The 16,839-nt window shown below is 68.3% G+C and carries 9 protein-coding genes; 8 read left to right on the forward strand and 1 reads right to left on the reverse strand.

What is annotated here, in order from left to right; genetic code table 11:
* The first annotated feature begins 58 nt into the window (after positions 1-58).
* The 3 genes from ASE35_RS08395 to ASE35_RS08405 all read left to right on the forward strand — a co-directional run bounded on the left by ASE35_RS08395 (position 59) and on the right by ASE35_RS08405 (position 5,707).
* Positions 59-3,046 (forward strand): TonB-dependent receptor, encoded by a 2,988-nt coding sequence (locus ASE35_RS08395; RefSeq protein ID WP_057163706.1) that lies wholly within the window; start codon positions 59-61, stop codon positions 3,044-3,046.
* Positions 3,047-3,157: 111 nt separating this feature from the next.
* Positions 3,158-4,246, forward strand: a complete 1,089-nt coding sequence (locus ASE35_RS08400; RefSeq protein ID WP_057163561.1) for a ricin-type beta-trefoil lectin domain protein — start codon at positions 3,158-3,160, stop codon at positions 4,244-4,246.
* Positions 4,247-4,351: 105 nt separating this feature from the next.
* Entirely contained in the window at positions 4,352-5,707 is a 1,356-nt protein-coding gene (locus ASE35_RS08405) for a Gfo/Idh/MocA family oxidoreductase (protein WP_057163562.1), read from the forward strand.
* A gap of 40 nt (positions 5,708-5,747) precedes the next feature.
* Here the strand turns inward: ASE35_RS08405 and gcvA are convergent, their stop codons facing one another.
* On the reverse strand, positions 5,748-6,665 hold the full coding sequence (gene gcvA, locus ASE35_RS08410; protein WP_057163563.1) for a transcriptional regulator GcvA: 918 nt from the start codon (positions 6,663-6,665) through the stop codon (positions 5,748-5,750).
* Positions 6,666-7,035: 370 nt separating this feature from the next.
* Here gcvA and acnD point away from each other — a divergent pair, with 370 nt between their 5' ends.
* The 5 genes from acnD (at position 7,036) to ASE35_RS08435 (ending at position 16,822) form a co-directional block, all read left to right on the forward strand.
* Complete coding sequence (acnD, locus tag ASE35_RS08415) at positions 7,036-9,633, forward strand: Fe/S-dependent 2-methylisocitrate dehydratase AcnD (protein ID WP_057163564.1); 2,598 nt, start codon at positions 7,036-7,038, stop codon at positions 9,631-9,633.
* 86 nt (positions 9,634-9,719) lie between these two features.
* A complete protein-coding gene (prpF, locus tag ASE35_RS08420; protein ID WP_057163565.1) occupies positions 9,720-10,910 on the forward strand; it encodes a 2-methylaconitate cis-trans isomerase PrpF in 1,191 nt (396 codons plus the stop codon).
* 346 nt (positions 10,911-11,256) lie between these two features.
* Positions 11,257-12,903 carry an XVIPCD domain-containing protein gene (locus ASE35_RS21155; protein WP_057163566.1) on the forward strand — a complete coding sequence of 549 codons (1,647 nt, stop codon included), beginning with the start codon at positions 11,257-11,259 and terminating at the stop codon, positions 12,901-12,903.
* A 61-nt stretch (positions 12,904-12,964) separates the two neighbouring features.
* A complete protein-coding gene (locus tag ASE35_RS08430; protein WP_056178133.1) occupies positions 12,965-14,443 on the forward strand; it encodes an XVIPCD domain-containing protein in 1,479 nt (492 codons plus the stop codon).
* A gap of 183 nt (positions 14,444-14,626) precedes the next feature.
* On the forward strand, positions 14,627-16,822 hold the full coding sequence (locus tag ASE35_RS08435; RefSeq protein ID WP_057163567.1) for a DUF5916 domain-containing protein: 2,196 nt from the start codon (positions 14,627-14,629) through the stop codon (positions 16,820-16,822).
* Positions 16,823-16,839: the final 17 nt, after the last annotated feature.

Raw genomic sequence — 16,839 nt, forward strand, 5'->3', positions numbered from 1 at the left:
CACGCAAGCCAACCCGCCCGCGCAGCGCCCAGCGCCGCCGATCGAAATGGAGCCGAAGATGTTGCATTCAAGCCAACGCTGTCGCCACCGCCGCATCCCCGTCACCGCGCTGTCCATCGCTCTGGCCGCCGCGCTCGCCGGCCCGGTCTACGCGCAGACCGCCGACACCGCCGCGCCGGACGCCGAGGCCAAGGAAAAGGCCACCGAACTGGAACGGATCCAGGTCACCGGCTCCAACATCAAGCGCACCGATGTCGAAACCGCCTCGCCGGTGCAGGTCATCAGCAAGCAGGACATCGAGAACATGGGCGCGCGCACCCTGCTGCAGGTGCTCGACAACCTGCCCGCGGCGCGCCCGGCACAGGTCGATTCCAAGTCGCTGTTCACCGGCTCGGACGGCGCCTCGCAGGCCAACCTGCGCGGCCTCGGCGCGCAGGGCACGCTGGTGCTGTTGAACGGTCGCCGCCTGTCCTACTACGGTGCGCCGGCGGGCTTCCAGACCCAGTTCGTCAACATCGACTCGATCCCGGCTGCCGCGATCGAGCGCATGGAAGTGCTGACCGACGGCGCCTCGGCCGTGTACGGCACCGATGCGGTCGCCGGCGTGATCAACGTGATCACCCGCCGCGAGTACCAGGGCGCGGAGATCAACCTCACCACCGACTTCGCGCCGCGCTTCGATTCCTACGGCGAGCACCAGCTCAGCTTCACCGGCGGTTTCGGCGATCTGGACGAGGACCGCTACAACGTCTACGGCTCGGTCAATCTGTACCGGCGCGACCCGATCCCGCTGTCGGAGTGGTACGACAAGAAGCCCGAGCAGTTCTACGTCAACAACCCGAACTACATCAACAATCTGCGCCTGGGCAGCGGCAGCGCGCCGGGCGTGTTCAATCCCGGCAGCTACTTCGCGATCAATCCCGTCACCGGCCGGCGCACGCAGGAGGCGGCCCCGGGCTGCCAGAACGTCGTCGTCGAAGCGGCCGGACCGCGCTGCATCTGGCAGACCTGGCTGAACAACGAGATCGACGGCGGCGCCCAGTCCGAGCGCGCCACCGCCTATGTCAGCGCGCGCTTCCTGATCGGCGACACCACCGAAGCCTTCGCCGAAGCCACGTACACCGACATCGACCTGCGCGCCAACGGCGGCACGCCGCGCGCGTTCGGCACCACCACCGGCAACCCGACCAGCTGGTTCTCGCGCAACACCGGCAACACCGTCAACCAGTTCTTCTATCCCTACCTCGGCCCCAACAACGTCTACAACAAGGCCAGCCCCGCGCTGCGCGCGATCAACGGCGGCGTGGTCGGCCTGCAGTACCTGCTGCAGGACGTGGGCGACAACCACTTCGGCCAGCGCAACACCGACAAGAGCTACCGCGGCATGTTCGGCCTGCGCGGCGCGCTGGGCGACTGGAACTGGGAAAGCGCCTTCACCACCGCCGGATCGCATTCGGTCACCTATCAGACCACCAACGTCAACCTGGAAGGCTTCGAGCGCGCCTTCGGTCCGTTCACCGTCGACCCGGCCACGGGCCGCGTGATCATCTCCGACAACCCGGCCTACAGGTTCGGCGAGATCAGCGAGGCCAACGCCAAGCTGCTGCGCGAGGCCTACCCGACCTTCGACATCGAATCCTGGACCCGCCTGCACACCCTCGACGGCAAGATCGAGGGGCCGCTGTTCGCGCTGCCCGCGGGCGAAGTGCGCGCCGCATTCGGCTTCAACCTCAGCCGCGAGACCTTCTTCACGCCTGGCAACCCCGACGCGGCCAATGGCCTGATCACCCAGCAGGGCGGATCCTGGTTCGACGGCAAGCGCACCACCTACGCCGTGTTCGGTGAGGCGGTGGCGCCGATCACCGACAAGCTGGAGCTGGAACTGGCCGCGCGCGTGGACAAGTACCCGAACTTCAACGCCAACTTCGCGCCCAAGATCGGCCTGAAGTACCAAGCGTTTGAGCAGCTGATGCTGCGCGGCACCTATTCGGAAGGTTTCCGCGCGCCCAGCCTGGCCGAAGCCGGCGAAGGCGGCGTGTTCGCCCAAATCGGCGGTTACCGCGACGAGGTGCGCTGCAACGAGACCAACGCCATCGCCAACCTGTTGCTGCAGTCCGCGCGTCCCGGCGACGTGGACTTGGGCCGCACGCTGCGTAACTCCGACTGCAGCCGCAACGTCGCGCGTCTGACCCAGCCCAACCAGGGCCTGGAGCCGGAGAAGGCCAAGATCGCCACACTGGGCTTCGTGTACGAGCCGACCAACTGGCTGTCGGTGTCGGCCGACTACTGGTTCATCTACCGCCGCAACGAGATCGTCGCGCCGGACTACAGCAAGCCCGAGGACATCCTGGCGATGACGCGCTTCGGCATCACCGACGCCGACCGCGCCAACCTGGCCGCGCTGGCGGCGATGTGCGCCGATCCGGCCAGCGGCGTGACCTGTCCGGGCACGCTGCCGGGCTACAGCATCGGCAACATCTCCAGCGTCATCGGCCAGTACCGCAACCGCGGCCGCACCCTGGTCGATGGCTTCGACATCGACGCACGCAGCCGCTTCGACCTGGGCGACTGGGGCCGTTTGAACGTCGGCGTGGCCGCGACCATCGCGCGCCGCAACATGTACCACGCCGGCGACGATTCGGGCTGGCTGTACGGCAACACCGTGGGCTACTACAACAACCCGCGTCTGCGCGCGACCTTCAACGTCGACTGGAACTATGGCGACTGGAACACCAGCTTCTACGTCAACTACGTCGGCAAGACCAAGTGGGCCTACGACCGCATCGACGCGCAGGACAACAACGAAGAGACCTGCACCGGCAGCTACGTGTCGGTGCAGCCGAGCAAGTGCGATGGCGCGCCGGCCTGGTGGACGGCCAACCTGGGCGTGACCTGGAAGCCGACCGACAAGCTCACCGTCGGTGCCACCGTCAAGAACCTGTTCGACCGCCATCCGTTCTACGACCCCAACGACTGGATGACCTTCCCGGGCTACGCCAACAACTTCGGTCGGGTCTTCAGTTTCTCGGTGGGCTACAAGTTCTGATCGCAGCGCACGGCGGCCGCTCCTGACCGGGGCGGCCGCCGTGCGCGACCACGCCACGACGACACGTCTTTACCAGGAGGGTTCCATGCGCACCATCCGCCATGCCATGCCGTGCTGTTGCTGTGTCTTTCGCTGTCGTCCAACGCCTACGCCCTGGTCGCCGGCGGCATGGTTGCCATCGACCGCCAATGGCCCGCCACCGATGTGGGCTACCTGGACATGAACTTCCCCACCACCGTCACCGACGAGCCCGGCAAGGACGGTTACACCTACTGGGCGCACCAGTTCTGGTTCAAGGGCGGCGACGGCGGCTACGTCGGCCTGCAACAGCGCGACGGCCACAACAAGGCCTTGAACTTCTCGATCTGGAAAGCCACCGGCTGGACCGCCGAACCCGGCACCCAATGCGCCTACTTCGATCACGAGGGCAGCGGCGTGCAGTGCTGGGTCACCTACGACTGGCGGCAGCGCGCGACCTACGACATCCGCATCGTCGCCGAGGCGCCCGCGCGCTGGGCGGCCTACATCGTCGACACCGGCAGCGGCGGCCAGCGCAAGGTCGCGACCATCCACGTGCCCGCAGCCTGGGGCGGGCTGACCAACCGCACCAACACCTTTCTTGAGGACTACGCGCAAGGCAGCCAGGAGCGCGCGAGCTGCGCGGCCGTGCCGGCCAGCAGCGCGGTGCTGCATGCGCCCAGCGCGGAGCAGGGCAGCGTGGCGCCGGTGACCAGCACCGCCACCACCTATGGCATCTGCGCCACCATCGCCCGCGCCGCCTGCACGGCCGAGCAGGACTGCACCGCCGCGGCCAACGTCTACGGCACCCTGGGCAGTCCGCAACGCCTGCTCAACGAACACAGCGGCTACTGCCTGGACACCTTGTCCGGCGGCGTTCAGGCCGGATTGTGGGATTGCGCCGCCAACGCCAACCAGCAGATCGAGCGCGACGACGGCTTCCGCCTGCTGATGCGTTCGCGCAGCAAGTGCCTGCAGGCCGATGCCGACGGCAAGGTGCGGCTGGCCGATTGCGGCAACGGTTCGCGCCAGCGCTGGCTGCCGATCCCCGGCTCCAACGAGGTCTACAACGTCGGCGCGCGGCAGTGCCTGGACCCCATGAACGGCGCGGTGCGCGGCGCGTACCTGCGCACATACACCTGCCTGGCCAACGGCTATCAACGTTGGCGCCTGAAACCTTGACCTATTTCGGCGGATCGGACGGTTTCGCGCCGTCCGCCCGCTTTCATTCGAACCACGCGTGGCAAGCTGATGGCAGAGCCGGCCGCGGATGCACAGGAGCACAGCATGAACCGTAGAGATTTCATCATCGCCAGCGCCGCGATCGGCGCCAGCACCCTGCTGCCGAACACGCCGACCTGGGCCGCGAACCGGCGCATCCGCCTGGGCCTGATCGGCACCGGCATGCGCGGTCAGGTGCTGCTGAAGGAACTGCTGCGGCGCGACGACGTCGAAGTGGCGGCGCTGTGCGACATCGAACCGATCATGCTGCAGCGCGCGCTGGACATGGCCGCCAAGGCCGGCAAGCCCGCGCCCAAGGCCTACGGCCAGGACGGCGACGTGCATGCCTACAAGCGCCTGCTGGCGCAGCGCGGCCTGGACGCGGTGATCATCGCCACGCCCTGGGAATGGCATGCGCCGATGGCGATCGACGCCATGGAGGCCAAGGTCGCGGTGGGCTGCGAGGTCGTGGCCGGCGTCACCCTGGACGATCACTGGCAGGTGTTGCGCACCCAGCTGCGCACCGGCACGCCCTACATGCTGTTGGAGAACGTGTGCTACCGCCGCGACGTGATGGCCGCGCTGCAGATGGTGCGCGCGGGTCTGTTCGGCGAGCTGGTGCATCTGCAGGGCGGCTACCAGCACGACCTGCGCGCGGTGAAGTTCAACTCCGGCGACCCCGACCAGCCCTACGGCAGCGGCGTGGAGTTCGGTCCCAAGGGCTGGTCCGAGGCGCGCTGGCGCACCGAGCATTCGGTGCGCCGCAACGGCGAGCTCTATCCCAGCCACGGCATCGGCCCCTGCGCGATGTACACCGGCATCAATCGCGGCAACCGCTTCACCCGCATCAACAGCTTCGCCACCAAGGCGCGCGGCCTGCACGAATACACCGTGGCCAAGAGCGGCGGCACCACCCATCCCAGCACCCAGGCCAGTTTCAAGCTCGGCGACGTGGTCACCACCACCCTGGCCTGCGAGAACGGCGAGACCATCCTGCTGCAGCACGACACCTCGCTGCCGCGCCCGTACTCGCTGGGCTTCCGCGTGCAAGGCACCAAGGGCCTGTGGATGGACCTCAACCAGTCCATCCACATCGAAGGTCGCAGCCCGCCGCACAAGTGGGAAGAGTTCAAGACCTACCAGGACCAGTACGACCACCCGCTGTGGCGCAAGTACGCCAAGGACGCCGAGGGCGCCGGACACGGCGGCATGGACTACTTCGTGATCCACGCCTTCGTCGAGGCCGTCAAGGCCCAAGCGCCGATGCCGATCGACATCTACGACGCGGTGGCCTGGAGCGCGATCACGCCGCTGTCGGAGCAGTCCATCGCGCAGGGCTATCAGACTCTGGACTTCCCGGACTTCACTCAGGGCCTGTGGAAGTCGCGCAAGCCGATCTTCGCGTTCGACGCCAAGTACTGAGGTCGACGACCGCCGGCGGCCACGGCCGTCGGCGGCGCGCTCAGATCGACACGCCCGCCTGTTCCAGCAGCCAGCTCCGAAACGCGCGGATGCGCGGGTCTTCGCGACTGCGCTGCGGGTAGACCAGGTGATAGGCGTAGTCCGGCGCCACCGGCACGACCGTGTCGAACAGCCGCTGCAGGCGGCCCTGGGCGAGGTCGTTGGCGATCATGTCCAGGTCGGCCAGGCCGATGCCGCCGCCGTCGATCACCGCCTGCACGACGTGGCTGGAATCGGAGAAGCCGACGCAGCGGCGGTCGTCGAAATCCTCGATGCCGGCCGCGGCCATCCACATCCGCCAGTCCGGCCAGACCATGGCGTCGGTTTTCCAATCGACGTAGTACAGGGTGTGCCGCAGCAGGTCGTTGGGGTGTTCGAGTTTGGCGCCGTCGGCGATCAGGCGTGGGCTGCACACCGGGGCGATCACGGTGTCGAACAGGCGATCGGCGCAGGTGTCGGCGGCGCGGCCGGTACCGAAGCGGATGGCCAGGTCGATGTCGTCGGCATCGAAATCGCGCAGGGTGTCGCTGATGTCGAAGCTCAGTTCCAGCTCCGGCTGCGCGGCCTGGAACTGCGGCAGGCGCGGCAGCAGCCAGTTGGTCGCGAAGCGCGCGCTCAGGGAGATACGCAGCTGGGTGGCGCCGCGCGCCATGCCGCGTGCGAGACCGACCGCGCGTTGCAGCGATTCCAGGGCCGAGGCCGCGGCTTCGAACAGCGTCATGCCGGCCGGCGTGAGCTGCAGGTTGCGGCCGCCGCGCGCGAACAGCACCAGGTCCAGCTGGTCCTCCAGTTCCTTGATCTGGTGGCTGACCGCGGCCGGGGTGAGGCCCACTTCCTCGGCGGCGCGGGTGAAGTTCAGATGCCGGGCCGCCGCCTCGAAGGTCCGCAGCGCGCGCGTGCCCGGGAACATGCGATTCATCGATCTCAGGGCCGATGCCAGGGAGGGGCGAGGATTGCCCGTTTCGACGGGGACGGTCAAACCAGTGGTAACCGCGATCGCCTTGGGTGACGGGCATCGGCGCGGTCGGATCGGCCGCCGCGCGCGCGTTCGCCCGGCTTGCGACGGCGCTTACGTGGCCCGGAACGCTCGGCTTTGCCGCCGCCTGGCCCCGGCGCGGCGGCAATTGCGGGATAATCGCCCCTGCCGGCGACTCCCGGCCTCGGCATCGCCGTCTTCCTGGTTACCGCATGCGCGCATGTGGCGGGCCTGGGTTCGTGCGTGGCGCCGTCGCCATGGCGATGCCGGCACATGCAAGACCGCCCTTTCGCATTGAAGCCAGCCGCCAGCCATGAACACTGAATACCGCAAGCCGCTACCGGGCACCACGCTCGACTATTTCGACGCACGCGCCGCGGTCGAGGCGATCGCGCCCGGCGCCTACGATCGCCTGCCCTATACCACGCGCGTGCACGCCGAGAACCTGGTGCGGCGCGCCGAGCCGGCGATGCTGGCGGCCTACCTGACCCAGTTGATCGAGCGCCGCAGCGACCTGGACTTCCCCTGGTTCCCGGCGCGCGTGGTCTGCCACGACATCCTCGGCCAGACCGCGCTGGTCGACCTGGCCGGCCTGCGCGACGCCATCGCCGAGCGCGGCGGCGACCCCTCGCAGATCAATCCGGTGGTGCCGACCCAGCTGATCGTCGACCACTCGCTGGCGGTGGAGCACGGCGGTTTCGACAAGGACGCGTTCGCCAAGAACCGCGCCGTCGAGGACCGCCGCAACGAGGACCGCTTCCATTTCATCAACTGGACCAAGCGCGCGTTCCGCAACGTCGATGTGATTCCGCCGGGCAACGGGATCATGCATCAGATCAATCTGGAGCGGATGTCGCCGGTGGTGCATGCGCGCGACGGCGTGGCCTTCCCCGACACCCTGGTCGGCACCGACAGCCACACCCCGCACGTGGACGCGCTGGGCGTGATCGCGATCGGCGTCGGCGGCCTGGAAGCCGAGAGCGTGATGCTGGGCCGCGCGTCGTGGATGCGCCTGCCCGAGATCGTCGGCGTGCACCTGAGCGGCAAACCGCAGCCCGGCATCACCGCCACCGACATCGTGCTGGCGCTGACCGAGTTCCTGCGCCAGTCCAAGGTGGTCGGCGCCTACCTGGAGTTCTACGGTACAGGCGCGTCCGCGCTGACCCTGGGCGACCGCGCCACCATTTCCAACATGGCGCCCGAGTACGGCGCCACCGCGGCGATGTTCTTCATCGACGACAAGACCATCGACTACCTGCGCCTGACCGGCCGCGAGGACGCCCAGGTCAAGCTGGTCGAAACCTACGCCAAACAGACCGGCCTGTGGGCCGACGCCCTGGTCGGCGCGCAATACGAGCGTGTGCTCGAGTTCGACCTGTCGACCGTGGTGCGCAACATGGCCGGCCCGTCCAACCCGCACAAGCGGCTGCCGACCTCCGAGCTGGCCGCACGCGGCATCGCCGGGCAATGGCAGGACGTGCCGGGCCAGATGCCCGATGGCGCGGTGATCATCGCCGCCATCACCAGCTGCACCAACACCAGCAACCCACGCAACGTGATCGCCGCCGGCCTGATCGCGCGCAACGCCAACGCGCGCGGCCTGGTGCGCCGGCCGTGGGTGAAAAGCTCGCTCGCGCCCGGTTCCAAGGCGGTGCAGCTGTACCTGGAAGAGGCCGGCCTGCTGAGCGAACTGGAGCGGTTGGGCTTCGGCATCGTCGCCTTCGCCTGCACCACCTGCAACGGCATGAGCGGCGCGCTGGACCCGGCGATCCAGAAGGAAGTGATCGAACGCGATCTGTACGCGACCGCGGTGCTGTCGGGCAACCGCAATTTCGACGGCCGCATCCATCCCTACGCCAAGCAGGCCTTCCTGGCCTCGCCGCCGCTGGTGGTCGCCTACGCGATCGCCGGCACGGTGCGTTTCGACATCGAGAAGGACGCGCTGGGCTACGACCCCGACGGCCAGCCGATCACGCTCAAGGACATCTGGCCCAGCGACGAGGAGATCGACGCGATCGTCGCCAGCAGCGTGAAGCCGGAGCAGTTCCGCCAGGTCTACGAGCCCATGTTCCGCTCCGACGGCGCCGTCGGCGGCAGCATCGACCCGCTGTACGCCTGGCGCCCGCAGAGCACCTACATCCGCCGCCCGCCGTATTGGGAAGGCGCGCTGGCCGGCGAACGCACGCTCAGCGGCATGCGCCCGCTGGCGGTGCTGGGCGACAACATCACCACCGACCATCTCTCGCCGTCCAACGCGATCATGCTCGACAGCGCGGCCGGCGAATACCTGGCCAAGATGGGCGTGCCGGAAGAGGACTTCAATTCCTACGCGACCCATCGCGGGGACCACCTCACCGCGCAGCGCGCGACCTTCGCCAATCCCAAGCTGCTCAACGAAATGGTGCGCGACGAGGCCGGCAAGGTGCGTCAGGGGTCGCTGGCGCGGATCGAGCCGGAAGGCGAGGTCACGCGCATGTGGGAGGCGATCGAGACCTATATGGAGCGCCGCCAGCCGTTGATCATCGTCGCCGGCGCCGACTACGGTCAGGGCTCCTCGCGCGACTGGGCGGCCAAGGGCGTGCGCCTGGCGGGCGTGGAAGCGATCGCCGCCGAGGGCTTCGAGCGCATCCACCGCACCAACCTGATCGGCATGGGCGTGCTGCCGCTGGAATTCCTGCCCGGCACCGACCGCAACACGCTGGGCATCGACGGCACCGAGACCTTTGATGTGATCGGCGAGCGCACCCCGCGCGCGACCCTGACCCTGGTGATCCACCGTCGCAACGGCGAGCGCGTGGACGTGCCGGTGACCTGCCGCCTGGACACCGCCGAGGAAGTCTCGATCTACGAGGCCGGCGGCGTGTTGCAGCGTTTCGCCAACGATTTCCTCGAGTCCGCGCAGGCGGCTTGAGGCCGGTATCGCCGACCTCGCCGCCGCGGCGGTCGAGGTCGCGATCCTTACGCAACCATTCCCCCGATCCACGGAAGCCATCGCCCATGTCGCACCTCCCCCAGCTCCGCATCCCCGCCACCTACATGCGCGGCGGCACCAGCAAGGGCGTGTTCTTCCGTCTGGAGGATCTGCCCGCCGCGGCCCAGGTGCCGGGGGCGGCGCGCGATGCCCTGCTGCTGCGCGTGATCGGTTCGCCCGATCCCTACGGCAAGCACACCGACGGCATGGGCGGCGCGACGTCCAGCACCAGCAAGTGCGTGATCCTGGCCAAGTCGGCGGTGCCCGAGCACGACGTCGATTATCTCTACGGCCAGGTCGGCATCTCGCAGTCCTTCGTCGACTGGAGCGGCAACTGCGGCAACCTCAGTTCCGCGGTGGGCCCGTTCGCGATCGCCGCCGGTCTGATCGATCCCGCGCGCGTGCCGCACGACGGCATCGCGATCGTGCGCATCTGGCAGGCCAACATCGGCAAGACCATCATCGCGCACGTGCCGGTCAGCAACGGCCAGGTCCAGGAGACCGGCGACTTCGAACTCGATGGCGTGACCTTCCCGGCCGCCGAGATCCAGCTGGAGTTCCTGGATCCGGCCGACGAAGGCGAGGGCGGTGGCGCGATGTTCCCCACCGGCAACATCGTCGACGAACTGGAGGTGCCGGGCGTGGGCACGCTGCGCGCGACCATGATCAATGCCGGCGTGCCGACCATCTTCCTCAACGCCACCGACCTGGGCTACACCGGCGCCGAACTGCAGGACGCGATCAACGGCGATTCCGCCGCGCTGGCCAAGTTCGAAACCATCCGCGCCCACGGCGCGGTGCGCATGGGCCTGATTGCGGACATCTCCGGCGCGGTGCAGCGCCAGCACACGCCCAAGGTCGCGTTCGTCGCGCCGCCGCAGGACTACACCTCGTCCGGCGGTAAGCGTATCGCCGCCGCCGACATCGACCTGCTCGCGCGCGCGCTGTCGATGGGCAAGCTGCACCACGCGATGATGGGCACGGCCGCGGTCGCGATCGCCACCGCCGCCTCGGTGCCCGGCACCGTGGTGAACCTGGCCGCGGGCGGCGGCAACGACCGCGCCGCGGTGCGCTTCGGCCATCCTTCCGGGACCCTGCGCGTGGGCGTGGAAGCGCGTCAGGTCGACGGCGAGTGGGCCGTGACCAAGGCCTCGATGAGCCGCAGCGCGCGCGTGCTGATGGAAGGCTGGGTGCGCGTGCCCGCCGACTCCTTCTAAGCAAGGGGCAAGCTAAGCAAGGGACAAGGCCGGCGGCGGGCGCCCGCGCCGCCGCCCGCTCTGGCCGGCCGTCGCCGCTGGGGCCGTTTACCCGCCGAGCGTGGCTGGGCCATGGCTGCGGTTCGGCGCTGCCGACCGGGCCGCGTTCCGGCACGACCGCTCGTCGTTTATGTCCACGGTATGTGTGGATTAAAAGTGTCATGGAGGTGGCGAGTAGCGGTATCCTCGCCGCCGTGCCCGCCGTGAGCTCGATCCGGCCGGGGCAAGGCCGGCGCCTGGGGACGAGCGCCGGTCGTCGATCCGCCAGTCATCACGGAAGTCGGTTTCATCGACAGGGAGAGGCAGCATGGCGCACGAGTTCATTCCGACCCAGTTGCACGGCGGCGGCCGGGTCACCTTGGTGAAGTGGGAAGACGAGGCGCCGACCCAGCACGGCGACGATCTGCAGGCCAAGGCCTGGAACCCCAGCCATCCGCGCAAGGGCGTGGGCTTCTACGAGTCGACCATCGACTACATGCGCAACGACTGGGCGATCGAGCACATGTCGCCCACCAAAGCGTCGAAGGACGGCAAGCATCTGCTGCTGTTTCACAACGCCGCCACCGATACCTGGCATTCGGCCGACGCGCTGGACATCGATCACGCGCGCAAGTGGAAGGAGCATCTCACCGCGCTCAAGGTCGACAACTACGCCGACGCCAACCGCGCCTACAACGACGTCGGCAACCTGCGCCTGCTGCCGTCGCCGGTCAATCGCGCGCGCGAAAGTTTCGAGACCATGCTGGAGGAGCACGGCAACGACTCCCCGCAGACCAAGGCCTGGGTCAAGAAGCATTTCGCCTTCGACCCCGACGCGGCCCATCCGGCCTACGACGCCGAGAGCGACCTGGCGCGGCGCACCGTCGCCACCACCGGCCGGGATTGGGATTCCAGCGAGGGCCGCAAAGGCCTCAGCTTCGACACCCGCGTGCTCGACAAATGGTTCGACCACCAACTCAAGGAGAGCTACGCCGGCAGCGTCGAGATGACCAGCCCGACCACCGGCAAGGTCACCGCGGTGCCGTTGTTCCATTGCGCGGCGTCCGGCCAGCTATGCACGCGCGACGCCCTCGACATCGACCATGAGGTGCCGTTCGAGATCCTGGCCAAGGAGATGGTGAAGTACGCCGAGGGCGGCGTGGCGACCAAGGCCAACGCGCTGGACGCGTTCAACGAGACCAGCAACCTGCGCCTGGTCTCGCGCAGCGCCAACAGTTCGCACGAGTGGGAGCTGGACCAGTTCGGCAACTACCGCGACGACGAAGACCCGGAGTTGTCCGGCGAGTTCGACGATTTCATCGACGACGAAGTCGCGCCGATGCGGCTGGGCAGCGAATCGCGTTCGAACGCGGCGCCGCCGCTGGCCGCGTCGGCCGCGGCCGCGAGCCCGTCGCTCTCGACGCCCGCGTTCAACCCCTTGTCGTCCACGCCCTCGACGCCGGTGTTCAATCCCTTGTCGTCCACGCCCTCGTTCGCCGCGTCGCCGACGGTGGCCGCAGCGGCGACGGGCCTCGGCGGCGCGCCGTTCGGCGCGCCGCAGCCCAGCGCGCAGACGCAGCCCCCGGTGTCCGCGTTCGCGGCGGCCGTCGCGGCCGCGCCGCTGATGAACGACCCGCGCCATCCCGATCATCCGCTGTTCGCGCAGGCGCTGAAGTGCCTGCAGGCGGGGCCGGGCGCGAAGCTCGGCCCGACCCAGCAGGAGAACGCGGCCTCGTCGCTGGCCTGGGTGGCCAAGGCCAACCAGATGACCGCGATCGATCAGGTGGCCTATAGCGAGGGCAAGTTGTTCGTGGTGCAGAACCCCAATTCGCCCGGGCGTCTGATCGCGTCGGCGGGGGCCGACCTGGCCGCCAGCCGCACCGTGGAGCAGAACACTTCCGTTATCGACAAGCTGCCCACGCCGGCCAAGGCGCCCGCGCCAGGGCAGGGCCAGCAGCAACCGATGACTTACTGACGGGTCCGCCCGCCGCCCGCCCGCCAAGGACGCCGATGCGTCACCGCCAAGGAGCCCAACCATGCCTTTCGAAGACGTCACCCTGCAAAGCGGACAACACGTCACCCTGGTCAGCTGGGAGGACCTGAAGCCGACCCAGCACGGCGGTCGCCTGCAGACCACGCCCTGGACCAGTCAGGACACGCGCGAATCGCTGGCCTTCTACGACTCCACCGTCGAGTACATGCGCAACGACTGGGCGTTCAAGAACATGTATGCGCAGCCGGTCGAAACCGACCAGGGCCGGGTCGCGCTGTTCCACAACGCCACCACCGATACCTGGCACAGCATCGACGCGTTGGACATCGATCACGTCACGCCGTGGAAGCAGCACTGCGTCAACAAGGGCGTCGATAATCAGGCCGATGCCCACTACGCCTACAACGACGTCGGCAACCTGCGCATGCTGCCGGCGGTGGTGAACCGCGCCCGCGACAGCGCGGACCTGATCTACGCCACCCACGGGCCGAACTCGCCGCAATGGCAGAAGTGGGTCGACGAGCGCCTGGGTTTCGACACCAACGTCAACCATCCCGCGTTCGACGAAGACCGCGATCTGGCGCGACGCCACAAGACCACCATGGAAACGCCGTGGTCGGCCGATGAGGGGCGCAAGGGTCTGAGCTTCGATGCCCGCGTCGCCGGCAAGTGGTACGAGGCGCAGCTGGAACAGGCCTATGCGACCACGGTGCAGATCAAGAGCCCGACCACCGGCAAGATCAGCGACGTGCACCTGTTCAAATGCGACGCTTCCGGCCAGCTGCTGACCCGCGACGCCCTCGACATCGACCATCGGGTGCCGTTCGAGATCCTGTCCAAGGAGATGATGAAGTACGCGCCGGACGGCGGCATCACCAAGGCCCATGCGGCGGACGCCTACAACGAAACCAGCAATCTGCGATTGGTCGGCCGCAGCGCCAACAGCGGTCACGAGTGGGAACTGGATCGGCACGGCCAGTACCGCGACAAGGTCGAGATCAAGCCCATGCCCGGCGACTACCGTGAGGATCAGCTGACGCTGTCCCCCAGCATGCGCGATCAGATCCGCAGCACCATGCGCCAGACCTACGGCGGCATCGGCAGCCTGCAGGAAGGCGGCTTCGGCGGCCTGCCGTTGGGCGCGCCGCAGCAGCCGCAGGCGATCCTGCTCAACGACCAGCGCCATCCGGATCATCCGCTGTTCAACAACGCGCTCAAATGCGTGCAAGCCGAGTACAAGGCGCTTGCGCCGCAGCAGCAGGAAGTGCTGGCCTCGTCGGTGGCCTTGTTCGCCAAGCAGAATCACATGCCCGACATCTCGCGGGTGGTGAGTCACGAAGGCAATCTGTATGCGGTGCGCGATCATGGCTTCAGCGGCGCGCGCGACGTGGTGCTCCATCCCGAGCAGAACCTGCTCAACCGCACCCTGCAGCAGAACAGCCAGGAGATCGCGAATGTGGCCACGCCGACCCAGCAGGGTTGGCAGCAGGGCCAGCAACAGAACCGCGGCTTGGTCCAGTAATCCGCGTCGTCGCCTGCGCCTGGCCGTTCACGGCTCGGCGCAGGCCTGTTGCGCCGGGGCGAAACCCGGCTAACCACCGCCGCCGCATCCCATCCAATCCTGTAGACGCAACGCACCGGGATTGAGATGACAACGAGTAAGCGCAGCACGCATGCCTGGGCATGCGGTGGATGGGTATTGCCGATGATGTTCGCCGGCGGCGCGCAGGCGGCCATCGCGATCGACGGCAAGGTCGACGAGGCGCAGTGGCAGCAGGCGCGCGCGTATCAGGACTTCAAGGTCACCGAGCCCTACCGCTTGGAAGCGCCGCCCGCCGGCGCGGGCACCACGGCGCGCCTGCTGTCCACGCCGGAGGGCATCGCGGTGGCGTTCGAGCTGGAGCAGTCCAGCGCGTTCGCGCGGGTCAAACCGCGGCTGGAACGCGACCAGGACCGCGCCGCCGATCGCGTCAACGTCAGCATCGATTTCGACGGCGACGGTCGCACCGCCTACAGCTTCAGCGTCGACCGCGCCGGCTCGGTGCAGGACGGCGTGGTCGTCAACGAGAACGTACTGAACCTGGACTGGGACACCGACTGGTCCTGGGCGGTGAGCGAGACCGCCACCGGCTGGCAGGCCGAATTGCTGATCCCGTGGTCGGTGGCGACCATGCGCGGCGCCGACGCCGCCACGCGCAAGATCAACGTCTACTTCAGCCGCACCCTGGGCAGCAACGGCGAGCGCCAGGCCACGCCGGCGGTGGCGACCTCGCGCGGGCGTTTCGTGTCCGGCTTCGAGCCGATCGAAATCGCCCAGTACCGCAAGCCTTTGCTGCACTTCTGGCCTTACCTGACCGCCCACCACGACCTGATCGACGGCCGCACCCGCTACAACGCCGGCGTCGATGTGTTCTGGAAGCCTTCGCCGATCTTCCAGCTCAGCGCCACCGTCAATCCGGATTTCGGCCAGGTCGAGTCCGACGATCTGGTGATCAACTTCGACGCGGTCGAGACCTTCTACAGCGACCGCCGCCCGTTCTTCACCGAGAACCAGAGCATCTTCGATCTGACCACGCCCGACGCGGGACGCCTGATCCACACCCGCCGCATCGGCGGCGACGCCGACGACGGCTCCGGCGCCAGCGACATCGACGCCGCGCTCAAGCTCAACGGTTCGGTCGGCGCGCTGGGCTACGGCCTGCTCGCGGCCAGCGAGGACGGCGAGGCCGGTCGCGATTTCTATGCGGCGCGCTTGCAGTACCCGCTGCGCCCGGGGCTGAACCTGGGTTGGTTGGGCAGCCTGGTGCAACGGCCCCATCGCGATCGCGAGGCGCAGGTGCAGGCGCTGGATCTGAGCTGGAAACCGAACGACCGATTGATCGTCAACGCCCAGGCCCTGGCCAGTTTCATCGACCAGGCCGGACGCAGCAGCGACGACAGCGGCGCCTGGCTGCGCATCAATTGGACGCCGTCGAACCGCTGGCGCTACGAGTTGGAGCTCACCCACTTCGGCGACCGGCTCGACTTCAACGACCTCGGTTTCCAGCGCCGCGCCAGCCTCAACGAAATGGAGGCGACCGCGGTGTATCTGCACCGGATCGAGGATGCGGCCTCGAAACTCGGCAGCGCGCGCTGGTCGGCCGAACTGCAGGCGCGCAGCAACGACCGCGGCGACCGTCTGCCGACCTATCTGCTGCTGGGCGGCAACCTCAACTTCCGCAACGGCGACCTGATTTACCTTGAGGCCAGCCTGATCAGCGACGGCGCGGACGACCTGATCTCGCGCGGCAACGGACTGTGGCGGCGCTCGGGCCGCTACGACGCCGAGGTCGGCTACAGCAGCCGCCGCTACGGCGACTGGTCGCTGGGCGCCTCGATCGAACTGTCGCCGCGCGGGCTGAGCGCGCGCCCGACCCAGGAAGTGGTGCTCAGCGCCAACTGGTATCCCAGCGACGCCTTCAACGCCTCGTTCGAGTTCGGCCCGGACCGCGGCGAGGACTGGCTGATCTGGGAAGGCGGGCGCAATTTCGGCCGCTACGCGCGCCGTGGCGACTTCGCCAGCCTCGGTCTGAGCTGGTTCCCGGGCCAGCGCCACGAGCTGCGCCTGAAGTCGGAGTGGGTGGCGGTGCGCGGCAGCCGCGGCCAACGCTACCGGCTGCAGCCTTCGGGCCGGATGGCCGCCAGCGGCCAGGCGCTGCCGGACTTCGACGTCAACAACTTCGGCCTGCAGCTGCGCTACCGCTATCTGCTGGGGCCGCAGTCGGACGTGTTCCTGGCCTATTCGCGCGGCGGCTACCGGCGTCAGGAGCGCGACTGGATCGGCGGCGGCGCCCTGTTCGACGACGCCCTGGGGCTGCGCGACGCCGACCAGCTGCTGGCCAAGATCCGCTACCGGTTCTAGGCCGGGGGACGGCGCCC

The sequence above is a fragment of the Lysobacter sp. Root916 genome, assembly GCF_001429785.1.
GTDB lineage: Bacteria > Pseudomonadota > Gammaproteobacteria > Xanthomonadales > Xanthomonadaceae > Lysobacter.